At 28.8% G+C, this 25,787-nt stretch carries 25 protein-coding genes and 1 tRNA gene; 13 read left to right on the top strand and 13 right to left on the bottom strand.

Annotated elements, in window-relative coordinates:
• Nucleotides 1-136 precede the first annotated feature (136 nt).
• The 9 genes from DRF75_RS00815 (at nt 137) to DRF75_RS00775 (ending at nt 8,053) form a co-directional block, all read left to right on the top strand.
• Complete coding sequence (locus DRF75_RS00815) at nt 137-1,714, top strand: aminotransferase class V-fold PLP-dependent enzyme (RefSeq protein WP_052453689.1); 1,578 nt, start codon at nt 137-139, stop codon at nt 1,712-1,714.
• 63 nt (nt 1,715-1,777) lie between these two features.
• Nucleotides 1,778-3,013 (top strand): IscS subfamily cysteine desulfurase, encoded by a 1,236-nt coding sequence (locus tag DRF75_RS00810; protein ID WP_045171592.1) that lies wholly within the window; start codon nt 1,778-1,780, stop codon nt 3,011-3,013.
• Between the two features lie 35 nt (nt 3,014-3,048).
• A complete protein-coding gene (gene iscU, locus DRF75_RS00805) occupies nt 3,049-3,465 on the top strand; it encodes a Fe-S cluster assembly scaffold IscU (RefSeq protein WP_045171529.1) in 417 nt (138 codons plus the stop codon).
• A 32-nt stretch (nt 3,466-3,497) separates the two neighbouring features.
• A complete protein-coding gene (locus DRF75_RS00800) occupies nt 3,498-3,923 on the top strand; it encodes a HesB/IscA family protein (protein ID WP_045171528.1) in 426 nt (141 codons plus the stop codon).
• Nucleotides 3,916-4,353 carry a Fe-S protein assembly co-chaperone HscB gene (hscB, locus tag DRF75_RS00795; protein WP_045171527.1) on the top strand — a complete coding sequence of 146 codons (438 nt, stop codon included), beginning with the start codon at nt 3,916-3,918 and terminating at the stop codon, nt 4,351-4,353. The genes DRF75_RS00800 and hscB overlap by 8 nt, the downstream gene beginning before the upstream one ends.
• Nucleotides 4,353-6,209, top strand: a complete 1,857-nt coding sequence (hscA, locus tag DRF75_RS00790; RefSeq protein WP_045171526.1) for a Fe-S protein assembly chaperone HscA — start codon at nt 4,353-4,355, stop codon at nt 6,207-6,209. The genes hscB and hscA overlap by 1 nt, the downstream gene beginning before the upstream one ends.
• 27 nt (nt 6,210-6,236) lie before the next feature.
• The gene (locus DRF75_RS00785) at nt 6,237-6,587 is read left to right on the top strand and encodes a ferredoxin family 2Fe-2S iron-sulfur cluster binding protein (RefSeq protein WP_045171525.1); all 351 of its coding nucleotides are present in this window, start codon (nt 6,237-6,239) and stop codon (nt 6,585-6,587) included.
• Nucleotides 6,588-6,597: 10 nt separating this feature from the next.
• Nucleotides 6,598-7,671: a hypothetical protein gene (locus tag DRF75_RS00780; RefSeq protein ID WP_129992496.1), complete on the top strand. Its 1,074-nt coding sequence runs from the start codon at nt 6,598-6,600 to the stop codon at nt 7,669-7,671.
• Nucleotides 7,655-8,053 carry a cytochrome c-type biogenesis protein gene (locus DRF75_RS00775; protein WP_045171524.1) on the top strand — a complete coding sequence of 133 codons (399 nt, stop codon included), beginning with the start codon at nt 7,655-7,657 and terminating at the stop codon, nt 8,051-8,053. The genes DRF75_RS00780 and DRF75_RS00775 overlap by 17 nt, the downstream gene beginning before the upstream one ends.
• A 151-nt stretch (nt 8,054-8,204) precedes the next feature.
• Here DRF75_RS00775 and ubiG read toward each other — a convergent pair whose 3' ends face one another.
• Together ubiG and rpiB are read right to left on the bottom strand one after the other, a co-directional pair.
• Nucleotides 8,205-8,924 carry a bifunctional 2-polyprenyl-6-hydroxyphenol methylase/3-demethylubiquinol 3-O-methyltransferase UbiG gene (ubiG, locus tag DRF75_RS00770; protein WP_045171523.1) on the bottom strand — a complete coding sequence of 240 codons (720 nt, stop codon included), beginning with the start codon at nt 8,922-8,924 and terminating at the stop codon, nt 8,205-8,207.
• The gene (gene rpiB, locus DRF75_RS00765) at nt 8,921-9,370 is read right to left on the bottom strand and encodes a ribose 5-phosphate isomerase B (protein ID WP_200887589.1); all 450 of its coding nucleotides are present in this window, start codon (nt 9,368-9,370) and stop codon (nt 8,921-8,923) included. The genes ubiG and rpiB overlap by 4 nt, the downstream gene beginning before the upstream one ends.
• Before the next feature lie 144 nt (nt 9,371-9,514).
• Between rpiB and DRF75_RS00760 the strand changes: the two genes are divergently transcribed.
• Nucleotides 9,515-9,745, top strand: coding sequence for a hypothetical protein (locus DRF75_RS00760; RefSeq protein WP_045171522.1), 231 nt, complete (start codon nt 9,515-9,517; stop codon nt 9,743-9,745).
• 454 nt (nt 9,746-10,199) lie between these two features.
• Here DRF75_RS00760 and DRF75_RS00755 read toward each other — a convergent pair whose 3' ends face one another.
• The 3 genes from DRF75_RS00755 to DRF75_RS00745 all read right to left on the bottom strand — a co-directional run bounded on the left by DRF75_RS00755 (nt 10,200) and on the right by DRF75_RS00745 (nt 12,728).
• Nucleotides 10,200-11,144 (bottom strand): hypothetical protein, encoded by a 945-nt coding sequence (locus tag DRF75_RS00755; RefSeq protein ID WP_129992495.1) that lies wholly within the window; start codon nt 11,142-11,144, stop codon nt 10,200-10,202.
• A gap of 224 nt (nt 11,145-11,368) precedes the next feature.
• The gene (gene mdh, locus DRF75_RS00750; protein ID WP_045171521.1) at nt 11,369-12,310 is read right to left on the bottom strand and encodes a malate dehydrogenase; all 942 of its coding nucleotides are present in this window, start codon (nt 12,308-12,310) and stop codon (nt 11,369-11,371) included.
• Between the two features lie 61 nt (nt 12,311-12,371).
• The gene (locus DRF75_RS00745; RefSeq protein ID WP_129992494.1) at nt 12,372-12,728 is read right to left on the bottom strand and encodes a dihydroneopterin aldolase; all 357 of its coding nucleotides are present in this window, start codon (nt 12,726-12,728) and stop codon (nt 12,372-12,374) included.
• A gap of 202 nt (nt 12,729-12,930) precedes the next feature.
• Between DRF75_RS00745 and DRF75_RS00740 the strand changes: the two genes are divergently transcribed.
• Nucleotides 12,931-13,521 (top strand): RDD family protein, encoded by a 591-nt coding sequence (locus DRF75_RS00740; RefSeq protein WP_045171519.1) that lies wholly within the window; start codon nt 12,931-12,933, stop codon nt 13,519-13,521.
• Between the two features lie 1,087 nt (nt 13,522-14,608).
• Here DRF75_RS00740 and tsaD read toward each other — a convergent pair.
• The 4 genes from tsaD to DRF75_RS00720 all read right to left on the bottom strand — a co-directional run bounded on the left by tsaD (nt 14,609) and on the right by DRF75_RS00720 (nt 17,467).
• The gene (gene tsaD / locus DRF75_RS00735; RefSeq protein WP_045171518.1) at nt 14,609-15,661 is read right to left on the bottom strand and encodes a tRNA (adenosine(37)-N6)-threonylcarbamoyltransferase complex transferase subunit TsaD; all 1,053 of its coding nucleotides are present in this window, start codon (nt 15,659-15,661) and stop codon (nt 14,609-14,611) included.
• A gap of 8 nt (nt 15,662-15,669) precedes the next feature.
• Nucleotides 15,670-16,650: a TAXI family TRAP transporter solute-binding subunit gene (locus DRF75_RS00730; protein WP_045171517.1), complete on the bottom strand. Its 981-nt coding sequence runs from the start codon at nt 16,648-16,650 to the stop codon at nt 15,670-15,672.
• Nucleotides 16,650-17,372: a triosephosphate isomerase gene (locus tag DRF75_RS00725; protein ID WP_045171516.1), complete on the bottom strand. Its 723-nt coding sequence runs from the start codon at nt 17,370-17,372 to the stop codon at nt 16,650-16,652. The genes DRF75_RS00730 and DRF75_RS00725 overlap by 1 nt, the downstream gene beginning before the upstream one ends.
• Before the next feature lie 22 nt (nt 17,373-17,394).
• Nucleotides 17,395-17,467, bottom strand: a tRNA-Thr gene (locus DRF75_RS00720).
• 121 nt (nt 17,468-17,588) lie between these two features.
• Between DRF75_RS00720 and rsmA the strand changes: the two genes are divergently transcribed.
• Together rsmA and DRF75_RS00710 are read left to right on the top strand one after the other, a co-directional pair.
• Nucleotides 17,589-18,377, top strand: coding sequence for a 16S rRNA (adenine(1518)-N(6)/adenine(1519)-N(6))-dimethyltransferase RsmA (gene rsmA / locus DRF75_RS00715; RefSeq protein ID WP_045171515.1), 789 nt, complete (start codon nt 17,589-17,591; stop codon nt 18,375-18,377).
• A gap of 305 nt (nt 18,378-18,682) precedes the next feature.
• Nucleotides 18,683-19,699 (top strand): NAD(P)/FAD-dependent oxidoreductase, encoded by a 1,017-nt coding sequence (locus DRF75_RS00710; RefSeq protein ID WP_045171514.1) that lies wholly within the window; start codon nt 18,683-18,685, stop codon nt 19,697-19,699.
• A 755-nt stretch (nt 19,700-20,454) separates the two neighbouring features.
• Here the strand turns inward: DRF75_RS00710 and DRF75_RS00705 are convergent.
• The 4 genes from DRF75_RS00705 to DRF75_RS05010 all read right to left on the bottom strand — a co-directional run.
• Complete coding sequence (locus DRF75_RS00705) at nt 20,455-21,789, bottom strand: TldD/PmbA family protein (RefSeq protein WP_129992493.1); 1,335 nt, start codon at nt 21,787-21,789, stop codon at nt 20,455-20,457.
• A 12-nt stretch (nt 21,790-21,801) separates the two neighbouring features.
• Nucleotides 21,802-22,374, bottom strand: a complete 573-nt coding sequence (folE, locus tag DRF75_RS00700) for a GTP cyclohydrolase I (protein WP_045171513.1) — start codon at nt 22,372-22,374, stop codon at nt 21,802-21,804.
• Nucleotides 22,375-22,387: 13 nt separating this feature from the next.
• Complete coding sequence (gene atpG / locus DRF75_RS00695) at nt 22,388-23,233, bottom strand: ATP synthase F1 subunit gamma (protein WP_129992492.1); 846 nt, start codon at nt 23,231-23,233, stop codon at nt 22,388-22,390.
• Between the two features lie 96 nt (nt 23,234-23,329).
• Nucleotides 23,330-25,787 (bottom strand): hypothetical protein (locus tag DRF75_RS05010; protein ID WP_165375550.1); only part of this gene is annotated, 2,458 nt, incomplete at its 5' end.

The following is a 25,787-nucleotide window of genomic DNA, read 5'->3' as shown; positions in this document are numbered from 1 at the left end:
TAATCTGGCTATCTATTTAATAAAAAACCTACTTGACACAAGGTATATTAATGATACATTAACAGATTGTTGATTGAGTAAAAAATCTTTCATTAAAAACATTTCAACAATACATAATGATTTTGGAAAATTAAATATGTTGATTACAACAAGGTTACGTTATGCTGTTATGTTTATGGTAAATTTAGCTCAAGAGTACTATATACTAAAAGGTAGTAACCAACCAAAAAAAATGTCACATATTGCAAATAGCCAATCTCTTTCTGAAGGGTACTTAGAACAAATTATTGCAAAATTAAAAAAGCAAGGATTAGTAAATGCAACAAAAGGTCCAGGTGGAGGATATTTTTTAAATAAATCACCAAATACAATTACAATTAACTCAATACTTGAATCCATAGGAGAAAGCATAAAAATTACAAGATGTAAAAACAATAATGTAATAGGATGCTTATCAAACAATGCAAAATGTATTACTCATAATCTATGGGATAACATAGGTAATTATATTAAAAAATATTTAAATAGCATTTCATTAGAAGACATAATCAATAATGATTTCAAGAATATTAGCATATTAAGCAATGATGATAGTAAATACATATATGCAGATTACAATTCAACATCAACCATACTACCTGTGATCAAAAAACAATTAGACAACTTATCTTCATTAAATATATATAATCCATCATCAACACACAAACTAGGTCAAAGTACAAGAAGCATCATAGAAAAAACAAGAGAGATAGCTATTAATAGACTAAATGCTAAAAATTATGATGTAATTTTCACTTCATCTGGAACAGAAGCAAACAACTTAGTAATAAATAGTACCGCCGAATACAAACACCTAATTTCTTCTATAGAACATGCATCCATAATGAATTGCACTACAGATGCAGAATTAATCCCAGTAAACTCTAATGGAGTAATATGCTTAGATGTACTCAGTGAAACCCTAAATAAATTTAAAGACAAAAAAGTTCTTGTATCAATAATGACAGCAAATAATGAAACCGGAGTTATTCAACCTATAAAAGAGATAGTAGCAATATCACATAAATTTGGTGCACTAGTACATACAGATGCTGTACAAGCATGTGGCAAAATCCATATAGATATTGAAGACTTAGGAGTAGATTTATTAACAATTTCATCACATAAACTAGGAAGTATTGCAGGAACTGGCGTATTGTTTTTTAATAGTAAAAAAATAAAAATAAAACCTATGATATTAGGTGGAAATCAAGAGAAAGGGTTGCGTGCTGGTACTGAAAATGTAATATCAATTTATTTATTATCTATCTCTCTCAATAATTTGAAAGATTCTATAAAAAAAATGTCTACTGTAGAGGAATTACGTGATAAACTAGAGTGTGAGATATTAAATTTAGTACCTGAAGCTCAAGTTCTTGGAAAAAATACACAGCGGCTACCGAATACTACATGTATTTCAATGCCAAATGTAAGTAGTGAAATACAAACAATAAGCTTTGATATTGAAAATATTGCTGTTGGTAATGGATCAGCTTGTTCTTCTGGAACACTAACACGTTCTCACGTATTATCTGCAATGGGAATAGATGATGACATAGCTAAAAACTCAATCAGGATTAGCCTCAGTCCTGATATAACGGAACACCAAATAAAAAAAATAGTTAATTGTTGGTACAAAACATACCAAAACAATAAGCTACTAAAACTAAAATAGGTAAAATTATGCAAAAATTAGAAGACTACCATGTCATTAACGTTATCAGAAATAGGTAATAAAATGGAAAAAGAAGGACAAATACATATCAACTTACCTATATTTCTTGATTATCAATCTACAACAAAAACAGATGATAGAGTATTAGAAGCAATGATACCATACTTTCAACAATTCTCTAATCCTCACTCACGTAGTCATTCTTTTGGCTGGAAAGCTGAATCAGCTGTTGAATTAGCTAGAGAAAGAGTTGCATCCTTAATAAATGCTGAACCCAAGGAAGTTATCTTCACATCAGGTGCAACAGAATCAAACAATTTAGCAATCAAAGGTGTAGCAAATTTTTACAAAAACAAAGGAAATCATATAATTACAGTACGTACAGAGCATAAATGTGTTTTAGATTCATGCCGTCACTTAGAAACAGAAGGATTTAACGTTACTTATTTAGATGTACAAAAAAATGGTATTATAGACTTAGATCTACTAAAATCATCTATAACTGATAAAACAATATTAGTGTCAGTAATGACTGTAAATAATGAAATTGGTGTGATTCAACCAGTTGAAGAAATAGGTAAAATTTGTCACGAATACGGTATATTTTTTCATACAGATGCAGCACAGGCTTTTGGTAAAATACCAATAGATGTAAATAAAATGAACATTGACTTATTAAGCATATCTGGACACAAAATATATGGACCAATGGGGATAGGTGCATTATATATAAGTAAACGTCAACCACGAGTAAGACTTACTCCTTTGATTAATGGAGGCGGACAAGAACGTGGAATGAGATCAGGTACAATACCTACACCATTAGCTGTAGGACTAGGAGAAGCAGCACGCATAGCTCAAGAAGTAATGGAAGAAGAAAACATAAGAATAAAAGAATTACGTGATATACTATATAATGAAATAAAAAAACATTTATCATATGTTGTATTAAATGGTGATTATGAACAACGGATACCAGGAAATTTAAACTTAAGTTTCCCATATGTCGAAGGAGAATCTATTATTATGGCAATTAACAATCTAGCAGTAAGTTCAGGATCTGCTTGCACTTCTGCATCACTTGAACCATCTTATGTTTTACGTGCTTTAAATGTTGAAAAAGATTTAGAGCATTCATCAATTAGATTTGGTATAGGTAGGTTTACTACAAAAGAAGAAATCTTATATGCAGCAGAACTTATCGTTAGTAGCATAAGAAAACTACGTGAAATGAGTCCATTATGGGAAATGGTACAAGAAGGAATAGACCTTAATAGTATCAAATGGGACACACATTAATTTTTTGATTATATTTTAGCAATTATGAGGCAATTATGAGTTATAGTGAAACTCTATTAGAACATTACAAAAACCCCAAAAATGTTGGTACTCTACCAAAAGATGATTACAGTGTTGGCACTGGGTTAGTAGGAGCTCCAAGCTGTGGAGACGTAATGAAATTACAAATAAAAGTAGATAACAATGGAAGAATAATTGATGCAAAATTCAAAACTTTTGGTTGTGGAGCTGCAATTGCAGCAAGTTCCCTAGCAACAGAATTAATAAAAGGTAAGACAGTAGATGAAGCACACAAATTAAAAAACACAGTATTAGCAAAAGAACTAAGCTTACCACCGGTAAAAATACATTGTTCTTTACTTGCAGAAGATGCTGTAAAAGCTGCTATCGATGATTATAATATGAAACAAGCAAATAGAAAAAACAATACTGCATCTTCAAATGATAAATAAAATAAACCACCAAAAAAAAACAAGGTTTTTACATGAACAATGAAACTTCTACATCTTATAATAATGAAGGTAATTCTTCAGAGGTTAGATATTATATAAATAGCGAAGTAACAAGTAAATCACCAATTATCATAACAGAAAATGCAATAAAAAGAATAAGACAGCTTATCAAACAAAAAGAAGGTACAGTTATTGGCATTCGTATAATGGTAAAACAAAAAGGATGTTTTGGTTTTAAATATAACATTGAATATGCATATGATATCAAATTGTTAGATGTAAAAATTGAAGTAGAATATCAATATGAAAATTTTACTATATTAATAGATCCAAAAGCAATGATGTTTATCAATGGAACAGAAATAGACCATGTAGAAAACAAAATATCTTCAGGGTTTACATTTAAAAACCCTAATGAAAAAGGAAGATGTGGGTGTGGAGAAAGTTTTTATGTATAAAGATTACTTTTCACTATTTAAATTAAAGCAAGAGTTTTGTATCAATATACAAGTACTAGAACAGAATTACATAGCATTACAAAGCAATTATCATCCAGATTTATTCTTTTTAAAATCAGAAAAAAAATTAGCATTAGATAACATAGCAGAAATAAACAAAGCATACCAAATTTTAAAATCCTATATTACAAGAGCAGAATACTTATTACAAATTAAGGGCATTACTGCTGATAAAAACGATATAAACAACATAATAGAAGAAATATTTAAAATACAAGAATCAAAAAATATTGATATTGAATACCAAATCTCATCATCTACTAAAGCCATGGAAGATGCTTTTTCTAGAGAAGATTTCAATGAAGCTGCAAAACAAGTCATAAAATTAAAATATCTCAAGAAAATTCAAGAAGATAGGAGTACTATTTAATGCAATTAATCAATATAACAGAACCACAAATTAATGACAATACACTTGCATTTGGAATAGATTTAGGAACTACTAATTCGTTAATCTCTATGATTGACAGTGAAGGTAAAATCATCATATTCCAAGACGAAAATGGTAAATTCCTAATTCCTTCAACAGTAAGTTATATCAATAATGAAGTACAAGTAGGAACGCACCATTCTAATAATAACACTATCTCTTCAATAAAAAGATTAATGGGAAAATCAATCAAAGATATCAGCGAGTTATCATCAGAATTACTGTTTAACATAATTGATCAAGGTAATAATGACATATACATAAGAAAACAAGATGGAACATATGTTACACCAGTTGAAGTATCAGCAGAAATTCTTAAAAAATTATGTAAAATTGTCAAAGATAGTACTAATCTAGAAGTAAAAAAAGTAGTAATAACAGTACCAGCATATTTTGATGAAGCAGCAAGAAAAGCTACAAAAGATGCTGCACATCTTGCCAATCTTGAAGTATTACGTCTTCTAAATGAACCTACTGCAGCAGCACTAGCTTATGGCGTTGAAAAACCAGAATATGAGAACAATATCTACATGATATATGACTTAGGAGGTGGAACATTTGATGTTTCAATATTAAAATTACATCAAGGAGTATTCCAAGTATTAGCAACTGGCGGAGACACAAATCTAGGAGGAGATGACATAGATTACTTACTTGCAAAATTCATATACAATAAATATCAGAAAGAAGAAAACATTAATAATATAGAGTTTAACAAAGAATTATTGAGCGACTTAATTCCAAATGTAAAACATGCAAAAGAATACTTAAGTGAAAACTATAGCGGCAATTTTACATTTAAAATACATGAAAAAAACTTTTCTTGTAAAATTAGCAGAGATGAGCTACAAGACATAATATCAGATTTATTAAATAAAACTTTAAGTATCATAACCTCAACAATCAATAGTATAGAGCTTGATTTCAACAGTATTGCAAAAGTAATACTAGTAGGTGGAGCTACTAAAATGCCTATAATAAAAAATATGCTAAGCAATATATTTCATAATAAAGTGTTTTGCGATATAGATCCTGAGCAAATAGTAGCAGTTGGGGCCGCTTTACAGGCTTATTATCTATCTAATCCACATATAAAAAATAAAAATGTTTTAATTGATGCTCTACCCCTTTCACTAGGGATAGAAACTATGGGTGGCATTGTAGAAAAAATTATTCCAAGAAATACACCAATACCCGCATATGCAACTCAAGAATTTACTACTTACATCGATGGACAAAATTCTATACAAATACATGTCTGCCAAGGAGAAAGAGAAATGGTAGAGCATAATAAGTCATTAGCAAAATTTGATTTAAAAGGAATACCACCATTACCTGCAGGCTCTGCAAAAATTATAGTAGAATTTAAGGTTGACATGGATGGCATGTTAACTGTTTCAGCACAAGAAAAATCTACACGCATAAAGCAATCTGTTAGCATAAATAACACATGCGAATTAGATCAAAAAGAAATAGAAGATAATATCATAGATTCAATCAATAATTTTGATAGTGATATGCAAATGCGTTTAATAGCTGAACAAAAAGTCGAAGGACAAAGAATTATTACAATTATCAAAAATGCTTTAATTGCAGACAAAAAACTAATATCTGAAAAAGAATTTAATACAATCAACAACGCAATAACAGAAGCTGAAAAAACATTAACAAATGGTAATATTGATAAAATTAAAGATGCTATAAATAATGTTGAAGTACTAGCAGATGATTTTATTAAAAAAAGAATGGATTTTTATTTAAAAAAATCTATTGATAACTATAACATTAGTAGTTAAATAAATATAACATTTTGGAGGTATATTGTGCCATTGATAACATTTATTTCACCAGATGGAAGTCGCAAAACATATGAAGCTTACGATGGAGAAACCTTATTAAGCTTAGCACATAGAAACAATGTAGATTTAGAAGGTGCTTGTGAAGGTTCGTTAGCATGTTCTACTTGTCATGTAATAATTGATCCAAGCTGGTATGATATAGTTGAGCAACACAATGAAATCTCTGATGAAGAAAATGATATGCTTGATTTAGCATTTGGGCTGACAGATACTTCACGTCTTGGATGTCAAATAATTTTAACAAAAGAACTTGATGGATTATGTGTAATTCTACCAACTGAGACCCGCAATATATCCTTCATAAAAAATGATTAATTACAAAAAAATGAAATACTTCAACAAAAAACTAATTATAATCCCATCAGTTATTATTGCATTACTTTCATCTTTATATGTAGGTATTTGGCTTGTTATCGCAACGCATGTAAAAGCAACCATATCAAAAGCTCTAATACATATTGACGCATTATACAAAGATAACATACAAATTACAGGATTCCCTTTCACTCCAAAGATAAAAATCTCAAATTTAAAAATAAATTTACCATCTTTAAATATATCTATTTCATCCGTATCGTTAAAATATCGTTTACTGAGTGACACATTAGAATTGTCAGGAGAAAATACTACATTAAAATCTGAAAGTTCAACAAAAATTACAAATAATGAACAACAATACAAATTAAATTGTCAATTAAACGATAAATTTAACTTATTTGTCAAACCTTCTAAAAACCTGCTACTTTCACTATTGGATAATAAAAATGATAAGAAAGCATACTTTTCACAAATAATATACGAAGATAATGGTCTCAGTTGTAATAACAACAATATTACAAAGAAAAATTCCATTTTCATCAAAACTAATGAGCATACATCTCCAGATAATTTACTTACAATGCTACAATATAAAATAAATGCAAACATTGTTGGAAATTCAGACACAAATACAAATATAAAAATAAAAGATGCTACAATGACATTAACTACGTCAGGCACTGAATTTAAAGAAATTAGTGCTATTATAGATAATATAGACATTACATTCAAAAAATCACTTATTGCAATTTACGGAACATTATTATTTCCATTATCTATGGATTACAACAAAACAAATAGTGAAGGTTTAACAATAGAAATAAGCGAAACTAAAGATATTATTAGACAATTAGTGGAAATAATATCTCATAAATCAAACAATACAGATAGAATCTCTTATATATTACAAAACTACATACACTCAATTGCTACAAAAAAAGAAAATGGCAACATTTTATTATCAATCAGTCAGACAACTAATCCTTTTAATATTTTTATATGTAAAATTCCTTATGAGGAGTTTATTAATAAAATAAAGTTAATCACAAATACAATAAATAAAAGTGCAAATAAAAAATAATTTAGTATTCATTCTTACTTTCACATTATCATTTTCCTCTGCCTATGCTTTTTCAATAGATCAAAAGCTAACAAATAATGATATGGAATTGCGTGCAATTAATCTATTTAAAATAGTAAGATGCTTAATTTGTTCTGGAGAATCTATTTATGAATCTCAATCACAATTAGCTTATGATATGAGATCAATGATAAGAAATAAAATTCAAAATGGTTATAATGATAATCAAATAATTACTGAATTACAAAACTACTATGGCAATCAAATAATTATCAATCCTCCATATAATTCATATACTTATTTATTATGGATATTACCTGCTCTTATTTTTATAATAGGAATAGTCTTATTAGTGAAATTTATGTATAACAGAAAAATATAAAGAATTTAATATACTTGATTTACAATAACGTTACCCTGAACATTACTGCATATTATTAATCTCATATCATAAGCTAATTGTGATGAAGATTTATAATGTTTAGTGTATTAAAATTTATTTACTTTACATTTTTTATTATTCTATATATTTTTTAAATTTTCTGTGCAGATAAAATATAATTTACAGAAATATCATCAGATAATATCCAATCTCTCTTCATTATGTTAAAACTTATTCCTTTAATTTCTTTTATAGATATACCATTCAGTAAAAACAAATTTGCAATTTCTGAAGGTTTAACAAATTTATTCCATTGATGAGTATGACGAGGAACCAATTTAAAAACATATTCAGCATATACTATTGCATATAATAAAGATTTCATTGTTCTATTCAATGTAGACAAAAATATTATCCCATTATCATTCAATACATTACTTATAGCACTGATAAAAACTGATAAATTATCAACATGTTCAACCACTTCCATAACAGTGATTATATCGTATTTTTCTTTTGTACTAACTAATGAATCTACGTTTACACAGCAATAATCTAAATTACATAAATTACGCTTTAAAGCATGTACTTTAGCAATATTAATACTATCCTCACTAGCATCTATTCCAAAAACTTTCATACCCAAACGAGCCATAGATTCCGATAATAAACCACCTCCACAGCCAACATCAAGAACTGATAATGTATTAAAATCTACACCAGGAGTAACTTTATTTATGTAATCAACAATATACTGCATTCTTAAAGGATGAATATTATGTAAAGCTTTAAATGGACCATTTTCATCCCACCATTGATCAACTATTTTTGAAAATTTTAATAATTCATCTTGATTAACTGTCTGATTCATAAACAATTGTCTATCTTGATTATTCTTTGTACATGCCTTCCTTCAGAAAATTTTGTAGTGAGAAACTTATAAACTATAGATTGAGCATCTTCATAACTAATATGCCTAGCTCCAAGACAAAGTATATTAGCATCATTATGCTCACGCGCTAACTCAGCTACTTCTACGTTATAGCACAAAGCTGCTCTAATCCTCCTGTGACGATTCGCCACAATACTCATTCCAATACCTGTACCACATATTAAAATACCAAACGCTAAGTTATCATTAACTACACAATCTACAACATTCTTTACATAATCTGGGTAATCTACAGTAATGCTAGACTCAACACAACCATAATCTTCTACAATATAACCTAAATCATTTAAATACAATCTAATAACTAACCTTAACTCTATTCCAGCATGGTCAGAAGAAATAAAAACTTTCTGCATAACTATCATAATTTAACATGATATAACATCTATATGAAATAATATGAAAAGTCAACACCATAAACATTATTACAACTTAAACGCTATAATTTCACTTTACAAATGCAATATAATAGTGTAAGAATTTAATATTAGGTTACTAAGTTTCAATATATGGAAGATCCAGGAACGATGATAAAATGCACCTTATCTTATTTAAATAATACAAAGTCTTATACATCCGCGTTTAAAAAAAATGTAATAGAAGCTTTTGAAGCTAGGTTGATAACGGAAGAGCAGTTTACATATATGATACACCATCTTACGAAATTTATAAAAAAAATCGAAGTATATGAAAATATATTTCTAGACATATATGATAAGCACTTCATCTCTGAACAATAACAATTACTTTTTTTGAACATATATACTCTACTTTATTTATACAATTCTTTACAATAGACAAGCTTCAAGCCGAAAAACTTACTCTTATTACAGTAATTTTTTAATAAGACAGCAACATCAATAATCTATTATTTAGTTTACAAATAGAAAGAAGATTCTACGCGATTATCTTATTACCAATACTAAAAACAATAATATTCAATAATTTGATACAAATAAATTCTTACAAAATATATATAACCTAGAAAATTTTTAACGCCAATTTTGTGTATTTATACATAAAATAGAAAGCTACAACACAAATTTAACACATTGCTTAAACTTATCTATCAACTAAAAAACACTAGAAATGTATTGTTAAATATATCCTCTTTTAAAGTGAATTTCATATTTTTTATGTACTAAAACATTAAATTTAACAAACCCATTTATTATTTTTCTTTAAATTTCACAATTACATACAACATATTCTGTCGCTAACACATGCATCTTTACTACAACATTGCACTAATGTATCACTTACCTGAGCAGTTTGATTTTTTACCAATGTCTTAGCAATAGTTCTTTTATAATCATCATCATACTTTTTTAATAAAGCAAAACACCTCTGAGGAATAGTCAATCCATCTTCTCCCACTGTTTCCATATCCGATAAAAAACTCCCCTTCATACGCATTTTATAAAATGCACGCAATCCTTTACTTTTACTATCTATTGTAAAACCCATAATACGTATCACACTATCTACACTAATAACTCTATCTAATAACTTTACAGCATTATACAAATTTGCTACGCTAGGTTTATAATGTCCACTTTCATTACTAATATCAACAATAATACCTTGATCAACACTTACTAAACCAGCACACATCACTGGCATACCAGCAGCCAATGTTGAATGAAAATACGTTTTACCTTTGGTATGATCACGCACTATGTGATCATGCGTTATCAAATTTCCTGCTAAAGTCAATACGTAAGCAACTTTTTTACCTGAAGTATCATATAATTTCCCATCATAAGAATAGAGAGCAAAACCAAGTTCATTATTTCCTTTTATTATAACAGTATTATGGTATTGCTCCATTAAAGAAAACCATTTTACACAGATAAGACTACCACGGTATAATATTTGACTATCCTGTTCATTTTTAGATTTAATTTCACCATAAACAACTTTGTGTTCATCAGTTGCTACAATCTCTGTACCAGTAGATGATAATATTGGCTTATTAAAAATATCCATACTCACTTGTTGTTCTTTTGGAATTTTATAACAACTCTTTGCAGCAACTTTTCTGATATCTTTTACAAACATTTTCAATAAAGCAATACTCTTCTCTTTATTAGATGTAGCAACTTCGTTATTATTTTTTTTACTTAGTGAAAGCGGCATTAATTATAATAAATTTTTATTAACATTAGTAAATCTATTAACTACTTATATTATAGCTTATAATTATAATAAACCTATAAAAAATCTTTTTGTAAATAAAAAAAATTAACAAAACAGTACACTAAAGATAAAAAATACACCCACTATACTAAACTATAAAATTTATCTATTACCCAAGAAATGGTATATTGTATAATTAAAAAAGCTCAGAAAATTAACCTAAGTTAAATATTACTTACTAAATTTTCAATCAATTTTACAGAATTATCAAATACGTTTTTTTCCTGTTCTGTTAGTTGCAGCTCTATTACTTTTTCCACTCCATTTTTTCCGATAATAACAGGAACACCCACAAATAAATTGTTTACGCCATATTCACCTTTTAAATAAACAGAACAAGGTAATATTAGTCTTCTATCATTTAAATAAGAATCTATCATCAATAACGCAGATTCAGCAGGAGCATAATAAGCTGACCCCATTTTTAGTAAACCTACTATTTCTTCTCCACCTTTTCTAGTTCTTTCTATAATTGCATCAACTTTATCCTGAGTAATTAAACCAATTTTTATCAAATCTGCTATAGATATCCCACCAACTGAAGAATATTTTACTAAAGGAAGCATTAGATCTCCATGACCACCTAATACCAAAGAACTGACATTATCAACTGATACATTCAATTCCTTTGCAATAAAATAAGAAAATCTCGCCGAATCAAGTATACCAGCCATACCAACAACCATGTTACTTGATAATTTTGAATACTTATGCATAGCAAAAACCATTACATCAAGCGGATTAGTAACTACAACCACAAATGCATTAGGTGCATACTTACATATATTTTCTGCTACTTCTCTTATGATATTTACATTAGTATTAACCAAATCTTCACGACTCATTCCAGGTTTTCTAGCAATGCCAGCTGTAACAACAATTGCATCAGCACCTTCAATATCAGCATAATTATTAGTTCCTAATATTTCTCCATTATATTTTCCCACTGGAGAAGATTCAGCCATATCAAGTGCTTTTCCCTTAGCTATACCATCATTAACGTCTAATAAAACTACATCTCCTAAATTTTTCAGCCTTATTAAATAGGCTATCATACCACCAATATTACCAGCACCAATAAGAGCAACTTTTTTACGCTTAATCATTACTTACCCCTTTTAAAGAATACAACACAAAGTTTAACCAATTACAGAATATATACAATACTTAAGTACTGACATCATTTTGTGCAGATTCTAATTCAACACTAATTTTACCATCGATACTTATAGCAATAGGTTTATACAACTTTAAATAACAATGGCAAATTTTCTTATCTCGCATAATATAATCCAATAGATTTGATGCCATTGTTTCTAATAATTCAAAACTATTAGAATTAGCAAAATTAATTAAACTATCAGTAAATAAACTATAATCAATAGTATCTTCAATATCACATATAGCATTATGACAATAAAGTGTTACATTACAATCTACTATTATCTTTTGTCTTATTACTCTTTCCCAACAACGTAACCCAATACAAGTATATACAGCCAAATCATGAATCTGTATCTTCATATAAAAATCATATGTAAAAACTACAAAGCATTACAAAGCAAGATACATTATTATTAATAAAAATCAACATAAATACACAATATAACTCTTACTTGATGATAAATGTTACTGATTTTAAATGATAGCTTTCTACAAAATATTATTGTATTTAATTCTATATAGCTATAAATATCAATATTTACATAATCTAGAGTAATATAAAATGTTTTTATACAATTACCTACCTTTCTTAAAAAAAAACAAACAATCTCAAGATAAGAACACTATCTGCTATTCAGGTGGGCTAAGAAGACTTACTAGTATATTAATAGATTTTGCTATTTTAATATTCATCTTACAAATTATACAGAATGTTTACTCTTATTTTTTCATGTACGAGCAAACAGATAATACTGTAATAAAAATCATAGAGAAATATAAAATGAGTGTACCACTTACTGAGCAAGAAACACAAATCAAAAATAAATATTTATACAAGGCCATTTGTGGGCAAATTATCCAAATGATTGCTATGTATATATATGCTGTATACAGTTGGGTGAAGTTTTCTGCAACATTAGGAAAATTTCTCACAGGGCTAAGAATTGTTGATGCAACAACATTTCAAAAAATAACACTAACCCAATCAACAAAACGAGTTTTTGGCTCAATTTTATCTTGTCTTCCACTATGTTTAGGAATATTATGGTGCAACTTTAACAAGCGCAAACAAACATGGCATGATAAGATTGCAAATACTGTTGTAGTAACTAACAAAAGTTTAAAAAATTATCATAATAATCATAACTCATAGTTTTGTTAAAATACTGAAATAGGTATAGTTGTCAGAGTTTCATAGCTTTAATAAATTTGTTCTATTGTACTCCCTAATAACTTGAGATTCAAGTTTTTAATGGTATATTACATAACTTTTTACAATACAGTCCACACATATAATAATCATTACAAGTGCTATAATTTTCTACTTAATCGTAATACTTAATATACATGGATAAACTTTTAAATATTCATTCAAACATGTATCTATTTTTAATCTTACTGTCTACAGACTAAGTAAAAAAATATAATTTTTTAATAATGATTGATATACATAGTAATTAATAGCAATACTTCTATTACTTACAACAAGATATAAAACATCATATAAAAAATAACAACTTTGTTGTGTGAGCATCTGCGATATTTCTTTTCTAACAATAACTTTCCAATTTAAAAAAAATCAGTATTTCAAGCTTGGCTAAATTACTTTTATAAAATTTATTAGTTTGCAAATACATTAACTTGATACAAAAAACTTCTAGTTTATAATCTTTCCTAGCTTGCAATATAAAGAATAAGATATTTATTTGTTAGCAACTTTTCTTTCTGAAATTTTAAGCATAGAACTTCTACTATTATGAATAACTAAGTATATGAATCTTTAACAATCATTCCTATATGCTATTCTTTCTCTCTCTTCATGCACATTTTACAAAATAATTGACATTTGCTAAACTAGATTTAGCTTTAATTACATCTATTTGAATACTGAATCTTACTATCCTGATAATGTATTGGAAGTTATAGTGTTAGATTATTATGTTAATTTAAATCTATTTGCATCTGACATTAATGTTTAAATCTTTCTTTAATTTTCCTAATATTTACCTAATAAATAAAATGAAAAAATAATCCATTTACATTAACTTTTTGAATTTTAATTATTCCACATAATGTACTATTTATTAAATAATATATTGAATTTAAGATAATTAATTGATTTTTTAATCATCATCTATATTTCATTTATTTCCTGAATCTCAATATCACTTTACTATAAAAGAAATTTTATACATAACTGTTTTAAAAATAAGTCAATAGACAAATAGCATAAAATACATCTACTCTCTCATTATATTAGATTTTAAACTTTCTAAAGGCCACCTTGCCTTTGGAGCAAAATCTAAATTTGAAACATAACCTTTAATAAAATTTTCAATACCAGCCCATCCTACCATAATACCATTATCAGTACACAATTTACTTGGAGGATACAATATTTTAAAATCATTATCAGAAGCACATCCTAACATACGGTTACGTAACAATTTATTTGCTGCAACACCACCAGTAACTACTAATTTATCAATTCTTTTATCTATAGCTTTCGACATTGCAATTGCATTATTAATTCTATTCACCAATATATCACCAACACACTCCTGAAAAGATGCTGAAATATCACATATCAATTTATGATCTATAGACTTATGATTTATAATAATATTCCTTACAGCAGTTTTAAGACCAGAAAATGAAAAATCACAACCACAACGGCCAGTTAGTGCTCTTGGTAAGATAAAGCTTTTACTATCACCACTTAAAGATTTTTCCTCAATAACTGGTCCACCAGGATATCCAAGATTTAACATTTTCGCTACTTTATCAAATACTTCACCTAAAGAATCATCTAAAGAAGAACCTAACTTATGATAACAACCCACATTATAAACTATTAAAAACTGACAATGCCCACCAGATATTATCAACAACAAAAACGGAAAATTAATTTCATAAAACATGCGCACAATTAAAGCATGAGCTTCCAAATGATTAACCTCAATTATAGGCTTACCAGTAACACTAGCAATGCCTTTAGCTATCATTACACCAACTATTAACCCACCAATAAGTCCAGGACCAGAAGTAACAGCAACAGCATCTATGTTATTCAAAGAAAGCTGTGACTCATCTATACAACTAACAGTTAAATCATACAAATAATTAATATGAGCACGAGAAGCAATTTCTGGAACAACCCCACCATATTTTGCATGCTCTTTCTGAGAAAGAATTTTATGTGATAAAACCTCCTTGTTACTGTTCACAATAGCAACAGCAGTCTCATCACAACTTGTTTCTATCCCTAGTACTACTTTTACTGATTTCTTCACTTAATTGCTTATTTTATAGCACCAATTTCTTTATAGTAGCGTTTAGCACCATCATGCATAGGAGTAATATCTGATTTTGCCATATCTTTTACAGTAATAGTTTTTAAAGATCCAGTAACACCACGTAATTCTTGTAAATGAGTTACCATAGATTTTACTATTTTATATGCTAAATCATCACTTAAATCTGTAGTTGTAACTAAAGATGCCTTTACTGATACAGTATTTATATTTGATGAATTATTATACAAGCTACCATTAATAACGTCTTTCTGATAATAAGGATACTTAGCATGCAAATCATCTATCAATTTATCATCTAAAGGCACAAACATTATATCACAAGTTGCAGATGCTTCTTGAATTGAAGCATTAGGATGTCCAATTATATCAACCATAACATCAATTTTATTATCACACAATGCTTGAGCTTGTTCTGAAGATTTTAACTCTGCCATTACTGAAAAATCTTTTCTAGTCCATCCTTTTTCATTTAACAATTTTAACATTGCAACTCTTACACCAGTACCAGGACTCCCAATATTAATTCTTTTGCCTTTTATGTCATCAATAACTAATATATTAGAGTTTTTTCTAACAACAATAGTAAGATACTCCCTATGCAATGACGCTAACATTCTTAAATTTTCCATAGGAAGCATTTTTTCATAGAAACCTAAACCATGATATGCATAATACTCTAGATCTGACTGAACAATACTCACATCCATATTTGAATAACGTATAGAATTGAGATTATATACACTCCCAGTAGTAGAAGAAATAGAACAAATAACTTTATTATTGTTACTTTTATAATCACTTGTTATGAACCTACAAATACTACCTCCAATAGGATAATACACTCCTGTCATAGAACCAGTGCCAATTAAAATATATTGCCTACTAGCATTATCATCTATTGAAACAACTGCATTACTAAAAAGCACACTAACAATAAATAAACATAAAATTAACATTTTTTTCATTAGTTTTGCCTCATATTTACAGCACCATGTATTATTTTACAAAAACTATCTAACTTTAAACTTGCACTACCAACTAATACACCAGATAATTGACTTATAGCAATTACATCCCTTACATTATCTTGATTCACTGCACCACCATATATAATATCAGATGTACTATCGTATGACCTAATAATCTCTAAAGCCTCAGTTATCATACCAATAGAAGGTATTGTATTACTCCCTATTGCCCACACAGGTTCATAAGCTATAATAAATTTACCAGTTTTAGGAAAAGAATTATAACATTGATTTAATAACGAGTCTTTCAGCATACCATTCTCTCTATCTAATAAAGTTTCTCCAACACAAATAATTGGTATTAAACCAGACTTAATAGCAGAACTTGCTTTCAACTGTACATGGTAATCAGATTCATGAAATATGCTCCTCCTTTCAGAATGACCAACTATTACATAACTACATCCACAGTCATATAACATTTTAGCACTAATTTCACCAGTATATTTTCCTTCAGTTTCATAAAAGCAATTTTGTGCACCAAATCTAATACAAGAGATACAATCAACTATCTTAGACAGTGCAATAAAGGGTGGACATAACACTACCTCTAAATCAGCTTTTACATTAGTTAGCCTAACACTTAATTCCTTTGTAAAAGAGGAAAAGGTAAGAAAGTCACCATACATCTTCCAATTAGCAACGATGAGCAATGACATAAAAATTACTAAAAAAACAACGTGCCGGCTATAAGACTTGAACTCATAACCCCCTGATTACAAATCAGATGCTCTACCAATTGAGCTAAGCCGGCTAGAATTTTAATTTTATATATGTAATACTATAAAAGTCAATACCTAGAAACCATATTTTCTATCCAATACATTATTTTACATGTATAATAAGCATAATCTACCATTACATCAATTTTAACTATGCATCATATTAACAGGATATATCCTAAAAAAGAGTTAAGCCAATGTTTTATATCTTCAACACATATTACAGATCAAATAGTTAGTTATGCTGGAAACATTAGTGATTATTCAATAATAGAAATAGGGCCAGGACTTGGCACAATGACCTATTCTATATTAAATAAAAACCCAAAAAAATTAATCTCTATTGAGAAAGATAGTAGGTTACTACCAATACATAAGAAAATAGTTGATGAATTTAATGGAAAATATGAATTCATATTATCAGATGCACTAAACATTGATTTAAGGAATATTATAGAACCTCCAGTAAAAATAATAGCAAACCTGCCTTATCACATCGCAATACCTCTTTTGATGAAATGGGTAAATTATATTGATTTTTTCACTAGCTTCACATTAATGTTTCAAAAAGAAGTAGCAGACCGCATAGTTGCACAACCAAATAATAAAAACTATGGTACATTATCTATATTTATTCAACTATTATCTAATGTACAAAAAATGGAAGATTTTGGACCAGAAATATTTTCACCTCAACCTAAAGTAATGTCATCCGTTATCAACATTATTGTGCTATCAAAACCAAGATTCAATGTAGATCACAACAAATTATCACAAGTGTTAAAAGTAACATTTGGTGAACGAAGAAAAATGATACGTTCTACATTAAAAAAACTCATCAATAACACAGATGAAATTTTACAATCATTAAACATCAATAACAATTTACGCCCTGAAAACTTATCAATTGAACAATTTTGTAAAATTGCAAATTCTATATAACACTATATAATATCATCAACGCTATTGTACTTGTAAAATTTATCTTTGTACTGTAAATTCTCATAATATACATACACATTAGTATACACTTACATTTTATAGAACTTAAAGCACTTAACTAAATAATTGATCATTTCACTTTAAATATAGCATTTTTCTTTACATAGTTCTTTTTTACTACCATCAGTCATAATATCTTATACATTCATATCTATTAAATAGCATTTTCTAGAATATTTCTAGATAAATTCCCTTCTTTAGTTTAATGTATTAGCATCAAATATGGCTAATATATAGAGAAAAATATGACTGATTACACAACTGATATAGCAGTGATAGGTGCTGGACCTGTTGGAATATTTACTGTATTTCAAGCTGGTATGCTCAAGATGCAATGTTGTGTCATTGATGCATTAACTGAAATTGGCGGTCAATGTACAGCATTATACCCAGAAAAGCCAATATATGACATACCTGGATACCCTATAATTAGCGGTAAAGAATTAATAGATAATCTAAAAAAACAATCTGAACCGTTCAATCCTCAGTATTTATTAGAACAGGTCGCTGAAAAAATAGAAGATTACTCAAATTACTTTTTAATAAGAACAAGTAAAGGAATTATCATACAAAGTAAAGTTATTGTAATCGCAGCAGGAGCAGGTGCATTTGGTCCAAATCGTCCACCTATAGATAATATCCTAGATTATGAAAATAAGTCAGTATTTTATCAAGTAAGAAAGATTTCAGATTTTCATAATAAAAACATCATGATAGCTGGAGGAGGTAATTCAGCTGCTGATTGGGCAGTCGAACTTTCCAAAATAGCAAATCAGCTATATATAGTACATAGGAGAAGGAACTTTCGTTGTGCACCTAATACTGCACTACAAATTGACAACTTATCACAAAGTGGAAAAATAAATGTTATAGTTCCATATCAAATCAAGAAACTGATTGGAGAAGAAGGAAAATTACATTCTGTAGTTGTACAAAATATCACAAATCACGAAGAAATTGTACTACAAGTTGATTATTTATTCCCATTTTTTGGCACATCTGCAAATCTTGGTTCAATACTGAACTGGGGCATAGAAATTAAAGGTTATCAAATACCTGTAAACTTTGACACTTGTAGAACAAGTCATGACAGAATATACGCAGTCGGTGATATAGCTACATATCCAGGAAAGCTTAAATTAATACTTACAGGATTTTCAGAATCTGCAGTGGCATGTCATCATATATATCACACAGTATATCCTAATTCTCCATTAAATTTTCAATATTCCACTTCTAAAGGTATACCAAATAAGAATTAATAAGTCACACTATGAGAAATATGATTTAACCTTTTAAGTAATACATTACTAATGTAATGTGCTTTACCTGATTAATTAAAAAGTATGACTTACTAAAATATATTAATAAACAAAACGCAGTAATAAAACAACATGTAATTAAAGTATTTTATTACCACTTCCTGAATATAGCTATATAACTAACTGCATATTCTCTACTACAGCTTATTCTACAAATTTCAAAGCCTACACAACATCTGATTTTTAGAGTTCTATATTAATTCATATCATAATAACAAAATGTACTATACTAAAAATACTTATAAAATACCAAATGATAACCTAAAAAAATTACTTATACAGACAATTATCAATAATATATCAATCTTACTATTATAATAGTTTTAAACGATACAATTAACATATTTTCACTACATTTACTATACAATAATAATAAAACTACTATACTGAAAATACTTATAAAATACCAAATGATAACCTAAAAAAATTACTTATATAGACAATTATCAATAATATATAAATCTTACTATTATAATAGTTTTAAATGATACAATTAACATATTCTCACTACATTCACTATACAATAATAATAAAACTACTATACTGAAAAATACTTATAAAATATCAAATGATAATCTAAAAAAACTATCTTTACAGATAATTATAAATAATACATAAAGTACTTTTGTAATAAACTACATACACTACAATAGTTCTACTAAGTAAAGATTTAGAAAGACAAGTTAAAAAATTTATTAACCAGCAATTGTAACATCATTTATCCTGATAGTAGGAGAATTAACTGAACTTAGAAATTGCAAATCATTTGCAACAGACATATCAGCAAACATATATTGCAATTTACTAGCAATTGTAATTTCATTGACTGGATAAGATATTTTTCCATTTTCTATAAAAAACCCTGATGCTCCTTGACTATAATCACCAGTAATTAAGTTAATTCCAAACCCAAAAAGATCAGTAATATAAAGCCCTTTCTTTATATCTGACATTAATTCTTCAACAGACACATTCCCATTTTGTATATAAAAATTGCTAACCCCAGGAGTAATTGATGCATTAGCATGTCTTACAGCATTTCCTGTACTTTTTAATTTCAATTTATTAGCTGAACGTATATCTAAAATCCAACTTTTTAATATACCATTTTCTACAACAAATTTTTTATTTCCAATAACTCCCTCACCATCAAAAGGTCTAGAAGATAAGCCACACACCATTAAAGGATCATCTACTATAAAAATATCATCTGAAAAAACTTTTTTATTAATACTATCATTTAAAAACGATGTTGCATTAACTATATTATCTCCTCTTATAGCACTTGCAAAATTCTTTAATAACGTACTAGCTATTCTATTCTCAATTATAACCGGCATTTTAGAAGTTTGTACTTTTCTAGGATTTAACCTGTTAATTGCCCTTGATGCTGCCTCTTTCCCTATCTCTATAGGATTTTTTATATCACTAAAATTACACACAGAAGAAAAATCATATCCTACTTCCATTTTGTCATCTATGCCAGCAATAACAGCAATACTACTTACAAAATTAGATTTACTATAAGACCCTATAAAATCATTCGAAGTTGCCAACACAACATTTGTTATACCACTAGAAAATGAAGAGCCTTCTGAATTAATAATCCTACTATCATAAGATAGTGCAGCACTTTCTATATCTTCAATAATTTTTTTACATTGATCAATTGTAAGAGTAGTTCTATCTAATATCATCAGATCATCACTACTCATTAAATTCGCTCTATCAACAAATTCATCATAAAGGGAAATATATGGATCACCTGTAGACAACTTTGCCATAGAAATGGCATGATTGATCAGTTCTGAAATATTAGAAAATTCATTAGAAGAAATACAGGCAAACTGATTATTATTTACAATAACTCTGATCCCTATTTTACAGTTTTTAGATTGAATAACCTCATCAATTTTATGCAGACGTTGTGACAAAGATAATTTATCACTTTGATAAATTACTACATCACCAATATATCCCATATTCTTTATTTTTTTTACAGCATCTTCAGCTATATTTAAAATATTCAACTTATCCTCCAATCAACCAATATTAGTAAAAAATTCTTTTCTAAGATCCATATTATCTTTGAAAACACCAATTACACAAGTGGTTTGCAAGTCTAAGTTATTTTTATCTATTTCTTCACAACATGCAATACAATCATGCACTGCTTCAATAGATACAATAACTCCTTTAGGTGATAAATAACAATCCAATGCGTTAGCAATTTCCATAGTTAATCTTTCCTGAAGTTGCAATCTTTTTGTAAAACAATTAATCAACTTAATTACTTTACCCAAACCAAATATTAATTTATCAGGAATATATCCAATATCTATTTTTCCCCTTATAGGAACAATATGGTGTTCACAATAAGATGTAAATTCAGTATTTTTAACAATTATCATACCGTTATAATTTTCAGCAAGTAAAACTGTATCTTGCATAGAAAGCACATCTACTTGATATCCTGAAAAAAACTTCTTATAAATATTCAATACACGCTTAGCAGTACCAGTAAGCTCCATCCTAGTCGGATCATCTCCTATCCACCTGATCAATAAATTAATAGCTTCTTCTGCCTGACTATCAGAAGGCTTGCCATTTTTCATAAATTCTCACTTATTAATTTAACGATTCAAAACCACTAATTATCTCTATTAAGTCAGTAGTTATAGAAGCTTGCCTAGAACGATTATATTCTAATGCCAATTTATTTAACATATCCTTAGTATTACGATTTGCAGATTCCATAGCAATCATGCGTGAACAATGTTCACTAGCAGAATTTTCTAAAAATGCAATATACATTAAATTTAATATATAACCTAAACTTATAGTAGAAATAACATCAACATATGTTGGCTCATATTGATACATCTCTTTTAATGAAACTGACATTTCAATATTACAAGGAATTAATTCTTGAGCACTAGGTTTCTGCAATACAGTATTATAAAACTTATTAAATAACACTACAACATTATCAAATTTTTCAAAATTAACACCACTACTATATACAAAAAGCTTAAAATATAAAAAATTTGTAATAGATTTAACATCAGGCAATACATTCAAAACCTTGTCTGAATATTGACTATACATCATATCATATGCCTTTTTACCAAAAAACAACAACTTTACTTCCTTATCATTATTTTCCAAGCTTTCAATATAAGATTTAGTAAACTTCACTATCAGATTATTAAAATTACCACATAACCCCCTATCAGAAGACATAACAATCAATAAAACCTTTTCCTTTTTATATTCAGAAAAAACATCACTTACATTATCTTTAGCAACAGAATCTACAACATCATTTATTTCTAATAGATGCTTTCTAGCATTTTCCAATTTTTGTTGTACCTTATGTAACTTAGCAGCAGATATCATCTGCATAACCTTAGTAGTCTTTTGTATAGACTTTACACTTTTTATTCTTAACAACAGAGCTTTAAGATTAGCCATAAACATTGATTAAAAACATCTAATCAAAAGTATATTATCTGTTTCTTAGTTATACAAGAACTTTATTAATATAAAAACTAGAATATACTGCTACTCTTAAAGAGAATTTCTCCTATGTTTTTTAGCTCCACCAGGTCCAGGAGAAGGCAAAGGCGTGATAGAATCTAATGAGCTACTACTTACATCAGTAATCACTCCATCCATTACTACATCAATATTACTATGTGACTTTGCTTTTTTCAAATCACGTCCGTCATGTAGTTTACTTTGACTACCTGTGTATAAATCAGGTACAGATTTTTGTTTGTACAATTTAGATTTAGAAGCTTCTTTAGATTTTACTATAGATGATTTTTGCAATTCTCCATCCTGACCTACCATACCTGTATTAACATTACCTGATGACACAGCACTTAATACTTTAGAACTTGATCTTTGACGTACACGAGACACATCATCTTCCAAAGACAAATCTTCTATAGTCTCACCACTAACTCTTGATAAATTCCAACCAGCACGGGATAACTTTAAAATGCTATCACCTGATCGATTAGGATTAGCTACATCAGAAGATCTAGGTAAATCACCAACAGATAAAGAACTCTTCATATTTTTGTTAGATTGTTCTTGAGAAGAAAGTTCTTCACTACTGCTAGAATGCTTTATAGTTGTTGGTATTATTCCTGGTAACAACATCTTATCCTTCGAATTTATTTGAGTTTCTTCAAGCACACCATCTTTATTTTGAACAAGCATACCTTCTAAAAGTCCAGTCTTTTTTAAATTTTGAATAACATTCAATAGCATCGGATCAACATTTTCAGGCACAGTAACATCGCCATCATGTTTAGAGTGTACATCACTAGTACCACTAGATCCAGCTATAGAACCATCAGAATAAGTTGTGTCTTTTTCATTTCCTGCCTGGTCTTGTAACCGATCTGCTGTATGTACCATAACTGACTTATCATGATCTATTAACGCATTACCTTGACTTCCAGTAGCAACACTCCCACTCAAATCAGACTGATCTGATACTGCAGTATTAGAAATACCTTTATTAGAAGTGTCAGAAATTATGCTATTTGAGCCTTGTACAGTATCTAATACTGCAGGATCAGGTTTTGTTTTAGCATTACCTGAAGTTTGTATTTTTCCATCTCCTGTTTCTTGATCCTGTACACTCATTGCCTGAGCAGAGCTTTCTAGTGAATCTACAACACCTGATGCAGCATAATCTGACGTAGACCTAGTACCTCTACCAACAAGGTCCATTAAGCCTGTAAATAAATCACTGAAAAACCCACCACTTCTTCTATTTACTCTTGACGTTTTGAGACCAGCACTAGCATCATGTAATACTCCTAACAACTCTATCTGAGATGATAATAATTTTTCCAAGTCTTTATTACCACTTGTCAAATCATCAATATCTTTTATTGCTTTTTGTACTTGTTTGATATCAACTAATAAACTATCATAATTTTCTAATACTGCTTTATAAGCCCCATCAAGCAATTTTATCTTTTCTTGTATCAACTTTTTATCACTAGGATTTGCAGATTTTACACTAGATTGTAAAACTCCTATTTCTTGACCTAAGTAATCCAATTCAGATATATATTGACTACGCATTGTACGACACATATCACGTAACGTATCTACTCTAGCCTTTAATTGCATTACATCTCTAGAAGAATAAGACTGTAAAGGCTGTTCACTAATACCTTGCACAAGCTCTTTTAATGCTGCCCTATACCTTTGTGAAAAATCTTCAACTCTCTCATTTGGAAATGCTGGTTCAGATGACACAAAAATCTGATCATATTCCTTTTGTAACGCTAATCTTGCACTATATTCCTGCAATGCTGCACTATAAGTATCACAATTTTTCTGACTAGATGGTAAATCTATATAATCCATATATAATTGATCTAACAAACCCTGCTCTAAAACAAATGCTGTTGCATTTCGTTCATACCGTGGCAACAATCTACCTTGCTCAGTAGATGAGTGTACTGATTCTGAAACAGCAGCTTGTCCATCAACAGATGCACTACCAGGTACATCAGTTTCTTGATCTACGGGAGATATTAATGATTTTGATACTTCACTTGTAGTCGGTTTAGAAGGTACAACTTGTTCAACAGCAGGTGCTATACCAACTGGTATTTTTTCTCCTTTATCACTACTAGCATCACTTTCATCATCGCTATCGTATTCCTCACTATCACTAGATTGGCTATCTCTACCTTGCACGACATTTTGTTCTGGTGCTACAAGACTACTTTGAAAAGCACTAGAGACTAAACTTTCATTTCCTTCATCAATTGTTTCAAGATCTAATGGTGGTACCACTGAAGGTCCGAACTTCTTAGCAAAATGTGTAACACCAGGTAAACCAGTTTGTTCAGTTACAAGAAACTCTGATGTTTCTAATTCTTCACTTACATGAGCTTCAGGTTTAACATCTTCCAAAGGTACAACTTGTTCAACAGCAGGTGCTATACCAACTGGTATTTTTTCTCCTTTATCACTACTAGCATCACTTTCA

This window comes from Ehrlichia minasensis (assembly GCF_004181775.1).
Taxonomy (GTDB): domain Bacteria; phylum Pseudomonadota; class Alphaproteobacteria; order Rickettsiales; family Anaplasmataceae; genus Ehrlichia; species Ehrlichia minasensis.
This window is presented reverse-complemented; position numbering and strand designations above follow the sequence as displayed.